General features: G+C 45.5%; 20 protein-coding genes. 18 read left to right on the forward strand and 2 right to left on the reverse strand.

Annotated features, from left to right (window positions below):
- The first annotated feature begins 167 nt into the window (after positions 1–167).
- Positions 168–701 carry a tyrosine-type recombinase/integrase gene (locus tag ACLVWU_RS09455; protein ID WP_142700225.1) on the forward strand — a complete coding sequence of 178 codons (534 nt, stop codon included), beginning with the start codon at positions 168–170 and terminating at the stop codon, positions 699–701.
- Positions 702–812: 111 nt separating this feature from the next.
- On the opposite strand, the gene ACLVWU_RS09460 is transcribed toward ACLVWU_RS09455, so the two are convergent.
- Positions 813–1,145 carry a hypothetical protein gene (locus tag ACLVWU_RS09460; RefSeq protein WP_413578757.1) on the reverse strand — a complete coding sequence of 111 codons (333 nt, stop codon included), beginning with the start codon at positions 1,143–1,145 and terminating at the stop codon, positions 813–815.
- Between the two features lie 213 nt (positions 1,146–1,358).
- Between ACLVWU_RS09460 and ACLVWU_RS09465 the strand changes: the two genes are divergently transcribed.
- From ACLVWU_RS09465 to ACLVWU_RS09535, 15 genes are all read left to right on the forward strand, one after another.
- Positions 1,359–1,976 carry a 2OG-Fe(II) oxygenase family protein gene (locus ACLVWU_RS09465; protein ID WP_413574447.1) on the forward strand — a complete coding sequence of 206 codons (618 nt, stop codon included), beginning with the start codon at positions 1,359–1,361 and terminating at the stop codon, positions 1,974–1,976.
- Positions 1,977–1,979: 3 nt separating this feature from the next.
- Complete coding sequence (locus ACLVWU_RS09470; RefSeq protein WP_413574448.1) at positions 1,980–2,723, forward strand: ABC transporter ATP-binding protein; 744 nt, start codon at positions 1,980–1,982, stop codon at positions 2,721–2,723.
- Complete coding sequence (locus tag ACLVWU_RS09475; protein WP_413574449.1) at positions 2,720–3,472, forward strand: ABC transporter permease; 753 nt, start codon at positions 2,720–2,722, stop codon at positions 3,470–3,472. The genes ACLVWU_RS09470 and ACLVWU_RS09475 overlap by 4 nt, the downstream gene beginning before the upstream one ends.
- Positions 3,469–4,416 (forward strand): ABC transporter substrate-binding protein, encoded by a 948-nt coding sequence (locus ACLVWU_RS09480; protein WP_413574450.1) that lies wholly within the window; start codon positions 3,469–3,471, stop codon positions 4,414–4,416. The genes ACLVWU_RS09475 and ACLVWU_RS09480 overlap by 4 nt, the downstream gene beginning before the upstream one ends.
- Before the next feature lie 81 nt (positions 4,417–4,497).
- Positions 4,498–5,052: a YceD family protein gene (locus tag ACLVWU_RS09485; RefSeq protein WP_413574451.1), complete on the forward strand. Its 555-nt coding sequence runs from the start codon at positions 4,498–4,500 to the stop codon at positions 5,050–5,052.
- Between the two features lie 77 nt (positions 5,053–5,129).
- On the forward strand, positions 5,130–5,315 hold the full coding sequence (gene rpmF, locus ACLVWU_RS09490) for a 50S ribosomal protein L32 (protein WP_088614632.1): 186 nt from the start codon (positions 5,130–5,132) through the stop codon (positions 5,313–5,315).
- A gap of 24 nt (positions 5,316–5,339) precedes the next feature.
- A complete protein-coding gene (locus ACLVWU_RS09495; RefSeq protein WP_413574452.1) occupies positions 5,340–6,335 on the forward strand; it encodes a beta-ketoacyl-ACP synthase III in 996 nt (331 codons plus the stop codon).
- A 4-nt stretch (positions 6,336–6,339) separates the two neighbouring features.
- Positions 6,340–7,314 carry an ACP S-malonyltransferase gene (fabD, locus tag ACLVWU_RS09500; RefSeq protein ID WP_413574453.1) on the forward strand — a complete coding sequence of 325 codons (975 nt, stop codon included), beginning with the start codon at positions 6,340–6,342 and terminating at the stop codon, positions 7,312–7,314.
- A gap of 129 nt (positions 7,315–7,443) precedes the next feature.
- Positions 7,444–8,193 (forward strand): 3-oxoacyl-[acyl-carrier-protein] reductase, encoded by a 750-nt coding sequence (gene fabG / locus ACLVWU_RS09505; protein ID WP_413574454.1) that lies wholly within the window; start codon positions 7,444–7,446, stop codon positions 8,191–8,193.
- A gap of 154 nt (positions 8,194–8,347) precedes the next feature.
- Complete coding sequence (gene acpP / locus ACLVWU_RS09510) at positions 8,348–8,584, forward strand: acyl carrier protein (protein WP_142700235.1); 237 nt, start codon at positions 8,348–8,350, stop codon at positions 8,582–8,584.
- A gap of 33 nt (positions 8,585–8,617) precedes the next feature.
- Positions 8,618–9,862, forward strand: coding sequence for a beta-ketoacyl-ACP synthase II (fabF, locus tag ACLVWU_RS09515; RefSeq protein ID WP_413578785.1), 1,245 nt, complete (start codon positions 8,618–8,620; stop codon positions 9,860–9,862).
- A 68-nt stretch (positions 9,863–9,930) separates the two neighbouring features.
- A complete protein-coding gene (locus ACLVWU_RS09520) occupies positions 9,931–10,407 on the forward strand; it encodes an RpiB/LacA/LacB family sugar-phosphate isomerase (RefSeq protein ID WP_413578786.1) in 477 nt (158 codons plus the stop codon).
- Between the two features lie 85 nt (positions 10,408–10,492).
- Entirely contained in the window at positions 10,493–11,740 is a 1,248-nt protein-coding gene (glyA, locus tag ACLVWU_RS09525) for a serine hydroxymethyltransferase (protein ID WP_413574455.1), read from the forward strand.
- Between the two features lie 216 nt (positions 11,741–11,956).
- Positions 11,957–12,505 (forward strand): M23 family metallopeptidase, encoded by a 549-nt coding sequence (locus ACLVWU_RS09530; RefSeq protein WP_413574456.1) that lies wholly within the window; start codon positions 11,957–11,959, stop codon positions 12,503–12,505.
- Positions 12,506–12,627: 122 nt separating this feature from the next.
- Entirely contained in the window at positions 12,628–14,421 is a 1,794-nt protein-coding gene (locus ACLVWU_RS09535; protein ID WP_413574457.1) for a glycoside hydrolase family 15 protein, read from the forward strand.
- A 53-nt stretch (positions 14,422–14,474) separates the two neighbouring features.
- Here the strand turns inward: ACLVWU_RS09535 and ACLVWU_RS09540 are convergent, their stop codons facing one another.
- Positions 14,475–15,455: a hypothetical protein gene (locus tag ACLVWU_RS09540; RefSeq protein WP_413574458.1), complete on the reverse strand. Its 981-nt coding sequence runs from the start codon at positions 15,453–15,455 to the stop codon at positions 14,475–14,477.
- Between the two features lie 416 nt (positions 15,456–15,871).
- Between ACLVWU_RS09540 and ACLVWU_RS09545 the strand changes: the two genes are divergently transcribed.
- The gene (locus ACLVWU_RS09545; protein WP_413574459.1) at positions 15,872–16,156 is read left to right on the forward strand and encodes a hypothetical protein; all 285 of its coding nucleotides are present in this window, start codon (positions 15,872–15,874) and stop codon (positions 16,154–16,156) included.
- Positions 16,157–16,308: 152 nt separating this feature from the next.
- On the forward strand, positions 16,309–17,475 hold the full coding sequence (locus ACLVWU_RS09550; protein WP_413574460.1) for a patatin-like phospholipase family protein: 1,167 nt from the start codon (positions 16,309–16,311) through the stop codon (positions 17,473–17,475).
- Position 17,476: the final 1 nt, after the last annotated feature.

The following is a 17,476-nucleotide window of genomic DNA, read 5'->3' on the forward strand; positions in this document are numbered from 1 at the left end:
AGTATGCGTTTTTACTGATTATTTTATGCGGTGGTTTTTGAGGAAATATCTTCGACGCGTCTAGTCTAGCGCATGTAAACAAAAATTATTTACCTATCACCACTTTGAATGCGATGCGTTATAAGATATGGGTTGCCAGACCCCATTTAACTTTTGAATGATGAATCATGGCTCCGGCACCTAGGTATCAACTCAATAAGAACAAGTATCTCCTCGAGCCCGAGGTTGAACGTTTGCGAAAAATTCTCACGGATTTTGAACTCAAAGATCCACGCAATTGTTTGATGTTTTGGGTGGGTTTAAAGACCGGCGCCCGGGCCCAGGAAATCCTTAATATTCAAAGGTCAGATCTGAACCCCTACGATGAAAGCATCTTTATCCGGGGCCTTAAGAACTCAAATGATCGCGAAATTCCGATTCATTCAGCCATTTTTGAACGACTTCATAGATTCGCCGAACAACAGGGCGGGCACCAGGTATTCCCAATCACCTATCCCCGACTTTATCAGATCTGGGAAATGTATCGCCCCGTACCCAAGAAATTCCACTCTTTAAGGCATACTTTTGCGATTGAACTGTATCGAAAAACCAAGGATCTGCGCCTGGTTCAGGTCGCTTTGGGACATCGTAATATCGCCAATACGATGGTTTACGCGGACTACGTATACTCGCAACAAGAACTGCGAAAACTCATCCTATAATTGATTCTAACTCTTTAATGGAAAGCCATTCCGGGAATAAAAAAAGCGCCGGTCGGGGGAAACCAGCGCTTTAAGGAGTGCACAATTTAGGGGTTAGGGAATTTTAGTTAGTTATTGATCCATGTTGCGGATTTCGTTCGCAAGACGGTCAAATTGCATGTCTTTAGCAGCAGGCTCAGCAGCCGTTCTTTCTTTAGCAAAGCGCATGAATTCTTTATTTGTTGGTGAATTATAAGAAGTGCCAGTTGCTTCAACGATTACGATCTTTTCTCTTGCGCCAGACTTAGCCACTTCGCGTGTATCTTGAAGATTATCGCGTACTGCGTGGTGAAGTTCTTTTTGAGCAGCTGCATTTTCAGAAATCATTGAACCGAAATCTGCAACTTTAGCGAAAGAGGTCATTGGGATCAAAGTCATCATTGCGATCAAAACTTGCTTCTTCATAATTCACTCCTTGGTTATACCAGTCTCTATTGCATCCGTGGTGCCAGCCCGTGCCAGCTTAATTTCGATCTGGCAGACTCATGTGACCTTCCGCGCGCAGCGGCTGTAAAGGAAATGAACATCCCCCCTTGCACAGAAGGGGTTTTCAGCCTAAAGTCCCAATATTAGACAGGAATTTCGTCTCAAACTAGCACGATCCGGGACAGGAACTTGATGATTAAAACCCTCTTTCCAACATTCGTTTACTACAGCCCTCTGCAGGATGCGGCGAAAACCAAGGTCCTAAATAAAGACCTTAAAATGGAATCCTTAAAAATCGCCGAAATCGATGAAGAGGGGCAGCAGTGGTCCCAGAAAAACTATAAGGGTGGCTTCACATCTTATGGATCCATGGCGCAACTTCACCAGTTCTCCACCACATTTAATGATCTGGAAAAACAGATCGACAAGCATGTGCGCAAATTCGTAAAGCACCTTGAAATGGATATTAATCCCAAAGAACTTCGCATGAGTTCTTGCTGGGTTAATATTATGCCTTCAAACGTAATTCACACGATGCACCTGCACCCGCTTTCCGTAATTAGCGGGACTTATTATCTGCAAACACCTAAAAACTGTTCGGCGATCAAGTTTGAAGATCCACGTATGGATTCCTTCATGGCTTCGCCACCACGCAAACACGATGCAAAGGTACACAACCAGCGCTATCACTCCATCGAACCGCAAGAAGGTCATGTTGTGTTGTTTGAAAGCTGGCTGCGCCACGAAGTACCCGCAAATAATTCAGACAAAGAACGCATCAGCATCAGCTTTAACTACGACTGGGTTTAAGGAATGTCAGAGGTTTCAGGAATTCAGATAACAAATCTAAAGAAAAACTTTGGAACAAAAGTGGTTCTTAAGAATTTTTCACTGCAAATTCCTGCGGGCTCTTTCACATCTTTAGTCGGGCCCTCGGGTTGCGGCAAGTCCACGGTTTTAAGATTGATCGCACATCTTGAAATACCCAATTCCGGAGAACTTAGAAATTCAGAAGAACAGCATTTCGGTTTTGTATTTCAAGAAGCAAACCTGCTGCCTTGGAAAACTGTTTTTGAAAACGTGGCACTTCCTTTTGAAGTTGGTCCAGAACTTAAAGGAATTTCCAAAAAAGAAATCAAATCCCGCGTGTTGGATGTGCTTGGTAAAGTAAATTTGCAGGACAGCGCTGATCTTTTTCCCCACCAATTGTCCGGTGGCATGAAGATGCGGGTTTCAATTGCTCGCGCCTTGGTGACAAAGCCAAAACTGCTTTTAATGGATGAGCCATTTGCCGCGTTGGATGAGTTCACGCGCTATCAAATGCAGACTCAATTGCGTGAGTTGTGGGTAAATGAAGGTATTACGGTTCTTTTTGTGACCCATTCCTTGTCAGAAGCCGTTTTCCTATCTCAACGAGTGGTCCTGATGAGTAAATCCGGCGGAGAAATCGTTCAGGATCAGAAACTGGATTTGCCAAATGATCGCCAGGACGACTTAAGAACTTCTCCAGAGTTCAATAATATCATCAAAAAACTTTCAGAAGGCTTAAGACGATGAAACGACTTTTGCCAGCCCTTGGCTTTTTCCTTTTAATAACCGTGCTTTTGCAGGTTTTGGTGAAGACAAATATAATTGCTGAAAGTCTGATTCCATCACCGGAAGCCGTCGTAAAAACGTTGATCGAGTTAAAAGCTGATTATGTTACATCGTTTTTGCAGACATTTAAGAACACTTTGCTGGGTTGGATTCTTAGTATCTTAATTGGAACCGCTTTGGCGATCGGCTTTTCATTATCCAGCCTTTTAAAACGCGCTATTTTGCCATTTGCAGTGTTTTTTCAAACAGTCCCTATCATCGCCGTGGCTCCATTATTGGTGATCTATTTCGGCTTTGGCGCGCCGACAGTGATAGCTTCAAGCTTCATCGTTTCAATTTTTCCAATTATCGCGAATACTCTTATGGGTCTTGAAAGTGTTCAATCCAACCTACTGGACCTGTTTAGAATTTATCGCGCCAATGCCTGGCAGATTTTATGGAAATTAAAACTCCCCGCCGCTTATTCCTATATTTATTCCGGATTAAAAATATCCGCTGGTCTATCCATCATCGGAGCTATCGCCGGAGAGTTCGTTGCTGGTGGTGGCCTGGGCGCTATGATCGATTCAGCTCGCACGCAACAACGGGTGGATATTGTCTTTGGCGCACTGCTATTGCTTTCCACTATGGGTCTTTTGATGATTGGTGCCCTGACGCTGACTCATCGCCTGATTCAAAAACGTCGCCCCTATTTTACAGGAGATCTATGAAATCACTTCTACTACTGACCTTGTCCCTGTGGGGAGTCTGCACTTTTGCTGCTGAATCCAAGAACACCAAAATCACAAACGTCACTCTGGCACTGAACTGGAAAGCGGAACCCGAGTTCGGTGGTTTTTACGAAGCTTCTTTAAATGGAATTTACACCCAACACGGAATCAATGCGAACATTCAAGAGGGCGGCTCTGGTACTCCCACTGTACAAATGCTGGCCAATGGAAAAGTCGATTTTGCTATCGTCAGTGCGGATGAAATTGTGATTTCTCAGGATCGCAATCCTAAAAACAAGGTTGTGGCTCTGTTTGCTGTCTATCAAACGGCGCCATATATCATTATGTCCCATGCAGAGCGTGGATTTAAATCCTTAAAAGATGTTTACCAAAGCGAAGGCACCCTTTCCATTCAAGCAGGATTGCCCTATCACCAGTATTTGCTGCAAAAGTTCGGCAAACCCAAAGCCAACATCGTTCCCTACATGGGAGGCGTTGCGAACTTCCTGAATGACGGAAAGTTTTCTCAGCAGGGATTCATCACTATTGAACCCTTGGCAGCAGAAAAAAACGGCGCGAAGGTGAAAACTTTCCTGATTTCCGATGAAGGCTTTAACCCTTACGTTGTGGTTTTGGCCGCTCGCGAGGAAACAATTAAGAAGAATCCCGAGTTAGTGAAAAACATGATTGAAGCCACCCGCCTGGGGTGGCAGGGATATCTGAAGGATCCCGTGAAAACCAATCAACACATGTCAAAGCTGAACAAGTCTCTGGATCTTGCTACTTTCAATAAAGGCGCTGAAATCCAAAAGCCGCTAATAGAGGCCAAAGGACAGTTATTGGGGCAAATGACGGCCGATCGCTGGGAAACCATGGTAAAACAACTCAAGGAGCTTAAGCAGATTAAGACGTCCCCGGCGGCTCAGGATCTGTTCAGACCCTAAAAGGTCTCCATGCTGGCCATTCTAAACTTGACGAAGCGCTTCATACATCCTAGAAAGGAGCGCTTGTCGGAGTCTAAATATATGAAAATCAATCTTGCAGAAATTCCAGAAGAAGGCCGTACCTATGTGTGGGACACCCAGTCTGGCGAGGCCAACGCCGTTTTAGCTGATCTTATCGGCAAAAACACCTATGCATCAGAGTTTACAATCCGTCCGTTGAACTCTAAAGACTTTGAAATGACTGGTAAAATCAACACGAAGCTGCCTGAACAGTGCGCTCGTTGTGGATCGGACATTCAGTTCCCAATTAACGAAAGATTCCGCGAAATCCTGATCCCTAAACAGGATCAACCGCGTAATTCCAAGTATTCCAAGGTAAATCACATCAGCGATCTTTCCGGCGATGAGACTGATTTCTGCGAATATGAGGGTCAACACTTCGATATGGGTGAATACCTGCACGAAGTAGTTGCCTTGGCGACACCTTATAATCCAGTATGCCCTAAAGAAGATAACCCGAACTGCTCAATATACACAAATCCTGAGCCAGAACGCGGTCTTATCTATAATGAGGAAATGCCGGCTGAAAAACCCGAAAGTCCTTTTGCAGCTTTAAAGAATTTAAAGCTTAATTAAAGACTTGATTTTTATCATAGATTATATAAATTACCGTACTTCTGATTCCATATTGTTAGATTTAAAAGAGGTCTGAAATGCCAACTCCTAAGAAAAAAACATCCCGTTCTAAACGCGATATGCGCCGTTCTCATGACGGTTTGTCTGCTCCAGCAGTAGCTTTGAACAAAAAAACTGGCGAACTAGTTCGTCCACACCGCGCAACTAAAGGTGCTGACGGCGCTTTGTACTACAAAGGCAAACAAATCAGCGCAGCTAAGTAATAACTTAGGGTTAGGTTGACATCCATGGCAGGAATGTATCGATCTCGTGTAGCAGGGATAGGCTCTTATCTACCTGAAAAGATTCTTTCAAATTTCGATTTGGAGAAGATGGTGGAGACGTCCAATCAATGGATCGTTGAACGCACTGGGATCGAACGCCGCCATATCGCAGCCGAAGGTGAAGGCACATCTGATCTTTGCCTTCGTGCCGCTCAAAAAGCTCTTGCAGACGCAAATCTTACAGCTCAAGACATTGATATGATCATCGTGGGCACCGTTACTGGTGACCGTCAGATGCCTTCCACAGCTTGTTACGTACAAAGTAAACTGGGCTGCCGTAATATCGTGGCTTTTGACTTGAATGCGGCTTGTTCGGGTTTTCTTTATTCAGTTTCTATCGCGGATCAATTCATCCGCACAGGCATGTACAAAAACGTTTTGGTTCTGGGGGCGGAAGTACTTTCTCGCTTCGTGAATTTCAAAGACCGTGAAACATGCATCCTGTTTGGTGATGGTGCTGGCGCTTGGGTTCTTCAACGCGCTGAAGAGGGCGACAGAAACGTTATCGCATCTTCTCACCTTCACGCCGATGGTGATTTGGCTGAACTTCTGACACTTCCAGGTGGCGGCAGTTTGATGCCTCAATCCCAGTTTGTTCTAGACAACAATTTGCACTACGTTTCCATGAAAGGTCGCGAGATCTTTAAGAACGCAGTTCGCACAATGGCTCTTTGCTGCAAAGAGGCTTTGGAAGCCAACGACATGTCTCCTGATAAAGTAGACTGGATCGTTCCTCACCAAGCTAATAAACGCATCGTTGAAGCTGTTGCTGATCAATTCAAGTTCCCTATGGAGCGCGTGATTCTTTACCTACACGAAACAGGTAACACATCTTCCGCTTCAATCCCTTTGGCCTTTGACTGGGCCGTTCAAAATGGAAAAATCAAACGTGGTCAAACGATCTTGCTTACTGCATTCGGTGCAGGCTTGACGTCTGGATCCGTTCTATTGAGGTACTAAAATTATGTTCACTCTGGTATTTCCCGGACAAGGCAGCCAACAACCTGGCATGGGCCGTTTTTTATTCGATAACTTCAAAATCGCTCAGCAAACTTTCGAAGAAGGTTCTGAAGCTCTAAAACAAGACATGAAGAAGCTTTGCTTCGAAGGTTCTGAAGCTGATCTTGCATTGACTGAAAACACACAGCCAGCTTTGTTGCTGGTATCTACCGCGACACAAAAGGTTTTGCGTTCTGAATTCGGCGTGAAAGCTCAATCTGCGGCGGGTCACTCTATCGGTGAATATGCGGCATTGGTTGCGGCTGACGTGATTCGCTTTGATCAGGCGATGCAAGCGGTTCGCACTCGCGGACAAGCGATGCAATCAGCAGTTCCAGTGGGTCAAGGCAGCATGGTCGCTGTTCTTGGACTTGAGCCTGACCAAGTTGAAACACTTTGCCAATGGACAGTTAAAAATTCTGGCTTTGGTCCCTTGTCAGCAGCGAACTTTAACTCCCCAGGACAGATCGTTATTTCTGGTTCAATGAAAGCTATCAGCTGGTTGAAAGATAATTTTAAACCAGAAGCTATCTGGGCTGAAGCGCCAAAACGTGCGAAATTGATCCCTCTTTCTGTCAGTGCTCCTTTCCACTGTGAAATGATGAAGCCTGCGGAAGACACGATGCGCATTGTTTTGACCGCAATGGAATTTAAAACTGCGGCCTTCCCGATTGTGCAAAACTTCAATGCAAAATTCGAAACAGAAGGTGCAAATTTGCGCGAAAATCTGATCCGTCAGGTTTCGGCACCGGTTCGCTGGACTCAATCCATGGAGACTTTAAAGGCTTCTGGTCACTCTCAGATCATTGAATGTGGCGCAGGAAAAGTTATCCAAGGGTTACTAAAGAAAATTGACGGCGAATTCTTTAAAGTTATGACGACGACTAGCATGGAAGATCTTAAAACTATTGAAGATTTTTTGAAAGCTACGAGTCATTGAAATTTCTTGAGCTTTATTTGGAGTTCAGCCAGAGTGGACTCGCATAAAAAACGGCGAGCTTTTGCTTTAGTTTTTTAGTCGCGTGGTTAGCACGCTGGTGCGCTGGCGTATGAACTTAAGGAATGATTAATGAGCGGAAATTCACTTCAAGGTAAGAAAATCGTAGTAACCGGTGGCAGCCGTGGTATCGGCGCCGCTATTGTTAAACTTCTTGCTGATGAAGGCGCTCAAATCGCATTCACCTACTCTTCCCGCGAAGAATCTGCACAACAAGTTGCTCACACGCTGAAAGGTGACGGCCATTTTTATATCAAGATGGATGTTGCTAACGAACAATCCGTAAATGAAGCGGTCGAGCACATTCTTGAAAAATGGACTGACGTGGATGGCGTTGTGAACAATGCCGGCATCACGAAAGATCAATTGTTGATTCGCATGAAAGCGGAAGATTTTGATTCTGTTGTTTCCACAAACTTGCGTGGAACTTTCCTGGTTACCAAAGCCTTCACTAAAGCCATGATGAAAGCCCGCAAAGGCTCCATTGTGAATATCACTTCAGTGATCGGCCAAACAGGAAATGCAGGACAAGCGAACTATGCAGCTTCAAAAGCCGGTACAGTGGCGTTTGCAAAATCCGTAGCGTTGGAACTGGCTTCCAGAAACGTGCGCGTGAACAACGTGGCACCTGGCTACATCTCGACAGAAATGACGGATGTTTTACCGGAAGAAGTGAAAGCGAAAATTCTTGAAAAAGTACCTTTGAATAAAATCGGTGAAGGTGCTGACGTTGCTCAAGCTGTCAGATTCTTGCTAAGTGATGAATCCAAATACATCACAGGCCAGACTCTCAGCGTGAACGGCGGGATGTTCATGGAATAAATCGCCAAAGGCGAGTTATTCCATGAATCCGCCATAGCTTTAGCGACGGCGGATACGAGTTAAATCACTATAGGCTCGACCATAGTGAGTATATAAAATTGTTTTTGATAAATTTGATTAATACTAAATCGGATTAATGTACTAGGAGGATTAAATGGCATTGCATCCAAAAGTTAAAGACATCATCGTAGAACAACTTGGCGTAGATCCAGATAAAGTTAAGCCTGAGGCTTCTTTCATCGACGATCTTGGTGCAGACAGCTTGGACATCGTTGAGCTTGTAATGGCTATGGAAGAGGAATTCGATCTTGAAATTCCAGACGAAGACGCTGAAAAGTTGAAAACTGTTCAAGACGTTGCTTCTTACCTGGAAAAAAAAGGTAAAGCGTAGGCTTTTATGACATCCCGATATGAACGTCCATCCATAACACAAAGAAGAGTCGTCGTAACAGGTGTTGGCGCCGTCACTCCCCTTGGTAATACCATTGAGGAGAGCTGGTCTAATGCTAAAAAAGGTGTATCTGGCATCGCCCCGATCACTAAATTTGATACAACGGGCTTCGATGTGACTTTTGCCGGTGAAGTGAAAGGCTTTAATGCTGATCAATACATCGAGAAAAAAGAGCAAAAGAAAATGGATGAGTTCATTCACTATTCAATCGCCGCCTCAAAAATGGCGGTTGAAATGGCGAAGCTGGAACTTTCTGAAAAAGAAAAGGCCACTACGGGAGTTATTATTGGTGTAGGTATCGGCGGGCTTCAAAACCTGGAAGAGACCTCCATCAAAATGAAAGAAAAAGGACCGGGCCGCGTAAGCCCTTTCTTTATCCCAAGCGTAATCACGAATTTGGCTGCAGGTCAGGTTTCGATTTCATTGGGACTTAAAGGTCCGAATTATTCTGTTACATCAGCTTGCGCTTCAGGTGTTCACTCGATCGGAGATGCAGTTCGCTACATCCGCGATGGAGTTTCCGATGTGATGCTGGCTGGTGGTGCAGAAGCTACTATCTGCCGTTTGGCCGTTGGCGGTTTCGCTGCGATGAGAGCTCTTTCAACTCGCAACGATGCTCCAGAAAAAGCCAGCCGTCCTTGGGATAAAGACCGTGATGGTTTTGTTCTGGGTGAAGGTGCTGCGATGTTGGTAATTGAATCTTTGGAACACGCTGAAAAACGCGGCGCTAAGATTCTTTGCGAAATCACAGGCTACGGTGTTTCTTCAGATGCATACCACATGACATCTCCGGCTCCTGAGGGTGCTGGTGGTTATGCGGCAATGGCGATGGCGCTTAAAGACTCCGGTCTTAAAGCCACAGACATCCAATACATCAATGCACACGGAACTTCGACTCCAGTGGGCGATGGCTTGGAAACGGCTGCGATCAAACACCTTCTAGGTGATCACGCGAAAAACGCGATGGTATCCAGCACGAAATCCATGACAGGTCATGCGTTGGGCGCGGCTGGTGCGATAGAATCCGCTTTCTGTGTGATGGCGATTCGCGATCAGATTGCTCCGCCAACTTTGAACTTGGAAAACCCAAGTGAAGATTGCGACCTGGACTATGTACCTCACAAAGCTCGTGAGGCTAAGATCGACAACGTTCTAAATAACAGTTTTGGTTTTGGCGGAACGAATGCCTGTATGATCTTCTCTAAATTTAAAAACTAATTAAAAGCCCCTCTTAAACCAGGGGCTTTTTACTTTGTCCCGCTTTATCAAACTTCAAGGATTAGATGATGATTATTTATATCGGTAGCGACCATGCTGGTTTGGATTTGAAAGTTAAAGTGATGGCTGCATTCCCGGACATCGAATGGAAAGACCAGGGCACTTTCACAGCAGATTCAGTCGATTACCCGGACTATGCCGACAAGGTTTGCAAAGAACTGACAAAAGTTGAAATTCTGAATCAGAAATCAGGAACTATGGATCCACTGCAGGGTCCAGCTATGGGTGTGTTAATTTGCGGCTCGGGCCAGGGGATGGCAATTCGTGCAAATCGCTATCCGCAAATTCGTGCGGCACTTTGCTGGAATGAAGACATCGCCCGTCTTTCACGTGAACATAATAATGCCAACATCTTAGTTATGAGTGAGCGCTTTATTGCTCCGGATCTGGCTATGAAAATGGTGAAGACCTTTCTAAATACAAAGTTCCAAGGTGGCCGTCACCAGACCCGCGTTGACAAATTGGCTGGCGACACTGGTTGTTGAGACTTTTAAATTCCCGCGGTTCAAGTGATAATTTTAAAGCGTCGGTACAAGATCGACGCTTTTTTTTCTATTTGGAGTTTTCATCATGCATTCCACGTCTATGTCGCTATCCCAAGTTGATTCTGAAGTATTCGCAGTGATTCAAAAAGAATCCGAGCGCCAACAATACGGGCTTGAGATGATCGCATCTGAAAACTACACGTCGAAAGCTGTGATGGAAGCTCAGGGCTCCATCCTTACCAATAAATACGCTGAAGGCTATCCAGGCAAACGCTATTACGGTGGTTGCGTGAATGTGGATACGGTTGAGACCTTGGCTATTGAACGCGCGAAAAAACTTTTCGGAATGAACTTTGCCAACGTTCAACCTCACTCTGGCTCGCAAGCGAATATGGGTGTTTACCTTGCAGCTTGTAAAGCGGGCGACACCATCCTAGGTATGGATTTGTCCCATGGTGGACATTTGACTCACGGATCTCCGGTGAATTTTTCGGGTATGTTGTTTAAAGCTGCCTCTTATAAATTGGATCCAGAAACTGGGCGCATTAACTACGACACCATTCGTGCAGTGGCGAAAGAAACCAAACCAAAATTGATTATCGCCGGCTACTCGGCATACCCACGCGTTTTGGATTTTGCTAAATTCCGTGAAATCGCAACTGAAGTTGGTGCCGATCTTCTGGTGGACATGGCTCACTTTGCGGGGCTTGTGGCAACAGGCCACCACCCGTCTCCGGCTGAATACGCGGATTATGTAACAACAACGACTCACAAAACTTTGCGCGGTCCTCGTGGCGGTATGATTTTGACTAACACTGAAGAGAAGGCGAAAATCATGAACTCGCGCATCTTCCCAGGTATTCAAGGTGGTCCGTTGGAACACGTGATTGCGGGAAAAGCCGTGGCCTTCGGTGAAGCTTTGAAACCTGAGTTTAAACAGTACAGCCAAAAAGTGATCGATAATGCGAAAGCACTTTCTGAAGAACTTCTAAGCCAAGGCTTCAAACTTGTGACTGGTGGCACAGACAATCACTTGATGTTGATTGATCTTTCTGATCGCGAGATCACAGGAAAAGTGGCTGAAATCGCTTTGGACGAAGCCGGTATCACAGTTAATAAAAACACTGTGCCTAATGAAAAACGCTCTCCATTTGTCACAAGTGGTATTCGTGTGGGCACTCCTGCGCTTACGACGCGTGGGATGGGAACTTCAGAAATGAAGAAGATCGGTCAATGGATTGCGCAGGTTTTGAACAGCGCTGACAATGCCGATGTAAAAAACAAAGTTCACAGCGAAGTGAAAGAGATGTGCAAGCACTTCCCTATCTACTAACACTCACACGTTAGTCGAGGTAAAGCTCTATTCCTGTCAGGGACTGAGCTTTGCCAAACTCCTAAAATGACTCAAAAATAGGCATTTTGCAGTGTAGCTTTACGCTACTTTTTAATACCATTTAAAGGCAAAAAATCCTTTGGATACGAGCCCTTGTGGGCTATAGTTGAGGACATGACACCAGGATGGAAACAACTAGTTAACTTTGCAGGATGCATGTTCGCGACAGGACTATTAGGGTCTTGCTCGACTTACCACACACCTCTATCGCGGGAGCTGACTTCAGGCTCGTACTCCGCTGGACGTGAAACCGCTTCAGATCAACCGCTAGCTATTGGCGATCACAATCACTCTTATGATCAAAGATCATTCGATTGGCCAGTGGACAGTGCGCGTATGACTCGCGGTTTTTTACCTAATAAACGCAGACCTCACTTGGGTATTGATTTGGCAGCTCCTAAAGGAACGCCGATATTGGCAGCCCAAGGCGGCACGATCATCTATGCTGGTCGTGAGTTCAAGGGTTATGGAAAAATGGTTCTAATCGAGTCTGGCGACGGCTGGGCAACATTGTACGCTCACTTTGACAAGATTCTGGTTTCTGAGGGCCAAAGAGTTCGTAAAGGTGAAGTTATCGGCGCCATGGGCCGTACCGGACGCGCAACCGGAGTTCACTTGCATTTTGAAATCCGTAAAAACCGCGGACCGATCGATCCGTTGCCGTTACTGCCAGACACGGCAGCGACTTCTACTGCACAACTTTAATATTTCAAAGGAGGGTTTTCCCTCCTTTTTTTTCTGAATCCATCGTGCGACTCCAACAAGGGGCACTTCTTGTCTTCCCTTATTGTCGCGGGTAACGTTGACCATTAACGAAAGAACTCGCCATGTCAGCAAACTCTTCCCCTATCAAATCACATCGCTACAACCTGGGATTGATCGGCAATTGTGCCTTTAATGCCTTGATCGACACCAATGCCAACATCAAATGGATGTGCTGGCCCCGGTTTGATTCCAGTTTTATATTTGGATCTTTATTGGACGATGACAAAGGTGGGGAATTTTCAATCCAACCGGCAACGGATTCTTTTAAATCTTCGCAAAGCTACATCGAGAACACAAATATCCTAAGCACTCGTTTTGAATCCAGTGACGGATCATTCGAAGTGATCGACTTTGCACCCAGATTTGATTTTGCTGGGGCGACTCACAGACCTTTGATGTTGCTTCGTAAAGTAAAGCGTCTATCCGGACAACCGCGCATTGCCGTGAAATGCCGTCCCGTGGGTGATTATGGTAAAATCGTTCCTGAAAGACTTTTGGAGCAAAATCAAATTCGATTCGAGGGACTTGGAGAATCCGTTTCGTTGATCAGCAGTGCCTATGTGGCCAACAACGTCTTCAATGAAAATGCTTTTGAACTGAAGGAAGATCTTTGTCTGGTTTTAAGTTACGGGACTTCTTTTGAAGGACCTCTTGAATCCACATTCGAGGATCTTTTAAATCGCACCGAAAAACACTGGCACTTGTGGATTAAAAGCAGCAGACTGCCTGGCGTTTTTCAAAAAGATGTAATTCGCTCCGCTCTGACTTTGAAACTTCACCAATACGAAGAAACCGGCGCGACCATTGCTTCTGTCACCACCAGTCTGCCTGAAATTGATCAGGAAGGTCGCAATTGGGATTATCGCTTTTGCTGGATGCGTGACACTTACTACACTCTCGCCGCTTTAAAAGAGCTTGGTTATACCGATGAAATGAAGCGCTATGCTGGATTCATCAAAAAACTTGAGAACACTGAATCTGGAAGTCTGCAGCCTTGTTACCGTATTGATGCCACGGCCAAGATGACAGAAATTATTGAAGACTTAAGAGGCTATAAAAACAATCAGCCTGTACGCGTGGGCAATCAGGCTGGAAGTCAAATTCAGCATGATGTTTACGGGCAAGTTCTTTTAAGCCTGCTGGGTTTACAAACGGACTCACGCGAGACTGACTCCGTTGTGGCGCTGGCGAAGAATCTTCTGAACAGCATCGAGCGCACCATGGAAGAGCCTGATAACGGCGTCTGGGAGTTCCGCGGAAAACAGTCCATGCATACCTACACCCTGATGTTTCATTGGGCCGGGGGAGTTGCTGCAAAGAAAATTGCGGAATCAATCAAGGATAGCGAACTTGCGATTCGCGCAGACAAAATCGTCACCCAGGCTGCAAGCTTGATTGAGGGTTCATACTCCCCTACAAAGAAAGCTTATGCCCAGGCTGTGGGTTCTGATGAAATGGATGCCTGCATGTTGCAATTGATCAGCATGGGATATTTGGATGGAAAAAATCCAGAAGTGACTTCAAAGCATCTCGAAGCCATTCGTAAGGAACTTGAAATCTCCCCAGGATTTTTATTACGCTATAAACACACCGATGACTTTGGCGTTCAGCGCTCGGCCTTTTTGGTTTGCAGTTTCTGGTATATCGAAGCCCTTGCTCATATGGGCCGTGCTGACGAAGCTAAAGCTCTTCTGGAGAAAGTTATCGCAACACAAAATCACGTGGGTTTAATGAGTGAAGACTATGACGTGGAAAACGACAGTCAGTGGGGAAACTTCCCGCAGACCTACAGCCACGCAGGACTGATTAGCTGCGCCTTCACCATCGATCGCGCGATGAACACACGGACGGAATAAAAAAAGGCAGCCTTTAACAGCTGCCTTTTTCATTTCTAAATTTAACAGTTCAATTAGAACATGTTGATAGTAGCAGAGATACCTACGTTTGTAGTGTCTGCTTGTGCGTATTCAGGAGCGAATTGCAAGTTCGGGTACAAGTAAAGGTCACGAGTAACCGCTACACCAAGACCCACAGATTGAGTCCACATGTTGTGGTCAAAAGTAGTCGCTTCGTCGTTACGATAGTGATCAAAGCTAGATGGACGGAACACAGTTCTGAAAGAGAACATGTCATTGAATGCGTATTCGATGAATGGGAACAAACCGATAGAGTAGTCAGAACGACCAGCACCACCGCTAGACGCTGTATCACCAGCATTAGCACCGTCATCAAAGAATACATAGCTAAGAGACAAGCTCAAGCCTGGCTGCCAGTTTGTGTTAGGGATTTCACCCAAAACAGTCCAGCTCGCAGACAATGAAGAGTTAGCTTTGTAGATTTCAGTCATGAACGGAGTTGTGTAGTAGTAACCACCAACGGAAACTGATTGTTGCAAACCAGCTGCACGGAATGAACGACCCCAAGAAACATACGGAGTAGAAACAGAAGCTTTTCTGTAACCATCTTGGTTTGTCATTTCATAGTTGTTGTTTTGTAGTGGAGTATCAATGTTTGCACCCGCACCAAAACGAAGAGAGTCACGAGCAGACAAACGGTAAGCTACCGCGATGTCAGCAGCCAATGATGTATTTGAATCTGCACCAGAAACACCAGCGTAGTTTGGACGAATTGGACCGAACGGCTCAACCAAGTTACCGCCGTTGTAAGTCAAATCCATTGCGATAGAAAGTTTGGATTTAGAACCAGACTCTGCACGCATTTTTGCATTTGTGATTTCTTGATCCAAGTCACCTTGTGCTGTCTCGTCCTTTTTTTGAACGTCAGTTACTTTTACTGTGCTTGTGTTTGCGCTTTGGTTTTCTTCAGCTTGAGCAGTTGCTACTACCAAAGAACCTGCCAAAATCAGTGATGAAAGAATTTGTTTTTTCACCTTATTGCTCCCCTTTTCGTTTTCTTTTGTTAATCGTTACTAACCTTTAAAATTTCTAACTCTATTTATTCAACGTCGCTGCTTATTCAGATGCTGTCGTTTCACATTCACTACGATTTCATCTGGAACACCAACTGGTCCCAAAATGGAGCCAACTTGAATATAAGCAATGAAGGTGCCAGCACTTTGGTCCCATTTCAATACCATTTCTTAACAATAACCTAATATTTCCGCGCAGAAGACGCGCATCAGCTTAAAAACTAAGCAGAATCGATCTGAGGAATTTGACTCAAGGGAAGCTCATTTTGGCTCCAGAAGAGGTTTATAAAATTTTTATGCAGCGCACCGCTGGCAACTGCAATGCTACATGTTGAGTACGCTCCCACGAGTTCTCATAATTCCTCCAAGGGGGAACCATGGCCAACGTGGAACTATATAAAGAGACCGAGTTCTTGCATGATATCGGCGCGAACTTGAATGCCGCACTTTTTATTATCGATCGTTTGATTGAAGAAATTAAAGGTGAAGAAGGTCGCCTCGAGACTGATTCGGAAACAGAAAAACTCTTTCACCATCTGGCAAGCTACCTGAACAGAATCGATCGCACCGTGAAAGATCGTCGTACACATTTATCAGAAATTTTAGAAGCGGAACGCCGGGCAGAGCGTGAGACTTTTAAGAACAGCAGAACACCGTTATGAAAAAAAGAAGGGAGCCGTAGGCTCCCTTAGCGAGGTCAGCGCTCTTTCAAATAGAGTGGGATAGCAAATTTGAAGTCACTATCACAACCTCGTCTTGTAGATATTTTCGCAGTGTCTCCCCTTACTCGCAAGTCCAAAAGGAGTCCGTATCTATGTCAAACCTAGGCCTGGTACTTTCAGGTGGCGGCGCACGAGGTGCTTATCAGGTTGGCGTGCTTTTGGCTGTGTCGGAAATCTGCAAAAAACTTTCAATCGACAATCCTTTTAAAGTCTACGCAGGTGTCAGTGCTGGCGCGGTGAACACTTGTGGACTGATCTCTCACCCCGAGGGGTTTCATGCGGGCTGCAAAGGTCTGGAGAAAATCTGGGGCAACATGAAAAGCCAGGAAGTTTTCATATCGGATCCACTTTCTTTAACCCGCGGGGCACTTCATTGGTTGATGGACTTATCAAGTGGCGGTCTGAAACGCACTCCAGGAAAATCACTGCTAAACACGGAGCCACTGCGCGAGCTCATTCAAAAAAATTGTCTCTTCGAAAATATTCAAAAAAAAATCGATGCCGGCGAAATCCACGGCGTTGGCATTTCGGCACTGGATTTTCATTCATCATCAACAGTCACTTTCATTCAAGGAAATACGGAGATTGAATTATGGCAAAGAGTACGAAGACAGGCAGTGAGATCGGAAATCACCGTCGATCACATCATGGCTTCATCGGCGATTCCGGTTTTATTCCCGCCGACTGCAGTGGGTTCCAGATATTACGGGGATGGGTCGATTCGGAACTTCAGCCCCTGCGCTCCCGCCATCTATATGGGTGCGGATCGCATCCTGGCCATCGGAGTGCGGCGCCAGCAGGAGGTCTGCTACAATTCACACGAAACCGCGCCTGCGCAGGAGCCCAGTGTGGCACGTGTCGCGAGTGTCTTACTTCATGCCATCATGAGCGATGGACTTGAGTTTGATATTGAACGCATTGAACGAATAAATCTGGCGCTGACAAAAATCGGCGCCAGCGACCGGAAAAATCTGGCAGTACGACCCATTGATGTTCTGTGGATCTCCCCGTCTCAGGATTTTTCAAAAATCGCGGCCGATCACGCGCAGAAACTACCTAGAATGGTTCGTTATTTGTTGCGCGGATTAGGAAACCTTGACGAGTCTGCGGAGCTCTCGAGCTTTTTACTGTTCGAGAAAAACTATACACAGACACTTTTGGAAATTGGATATCAGGATGGAATGCAGGCCCGAAGTAAGCTTGAAAGATTATTGGGAACCGAGAATCACATTGAATCCTCGGCCGCACCGTCTTTATAAA

Source organism: Bdellovibrio sp. HCB290 (assembly GCF_047305925.1).
Classification (GTDB): Bacteria; Bdellovibrionota; Bdellovibrionia; order Bdellovibrionales; family Bdellovibrionaceae; genus Bdellovibrio.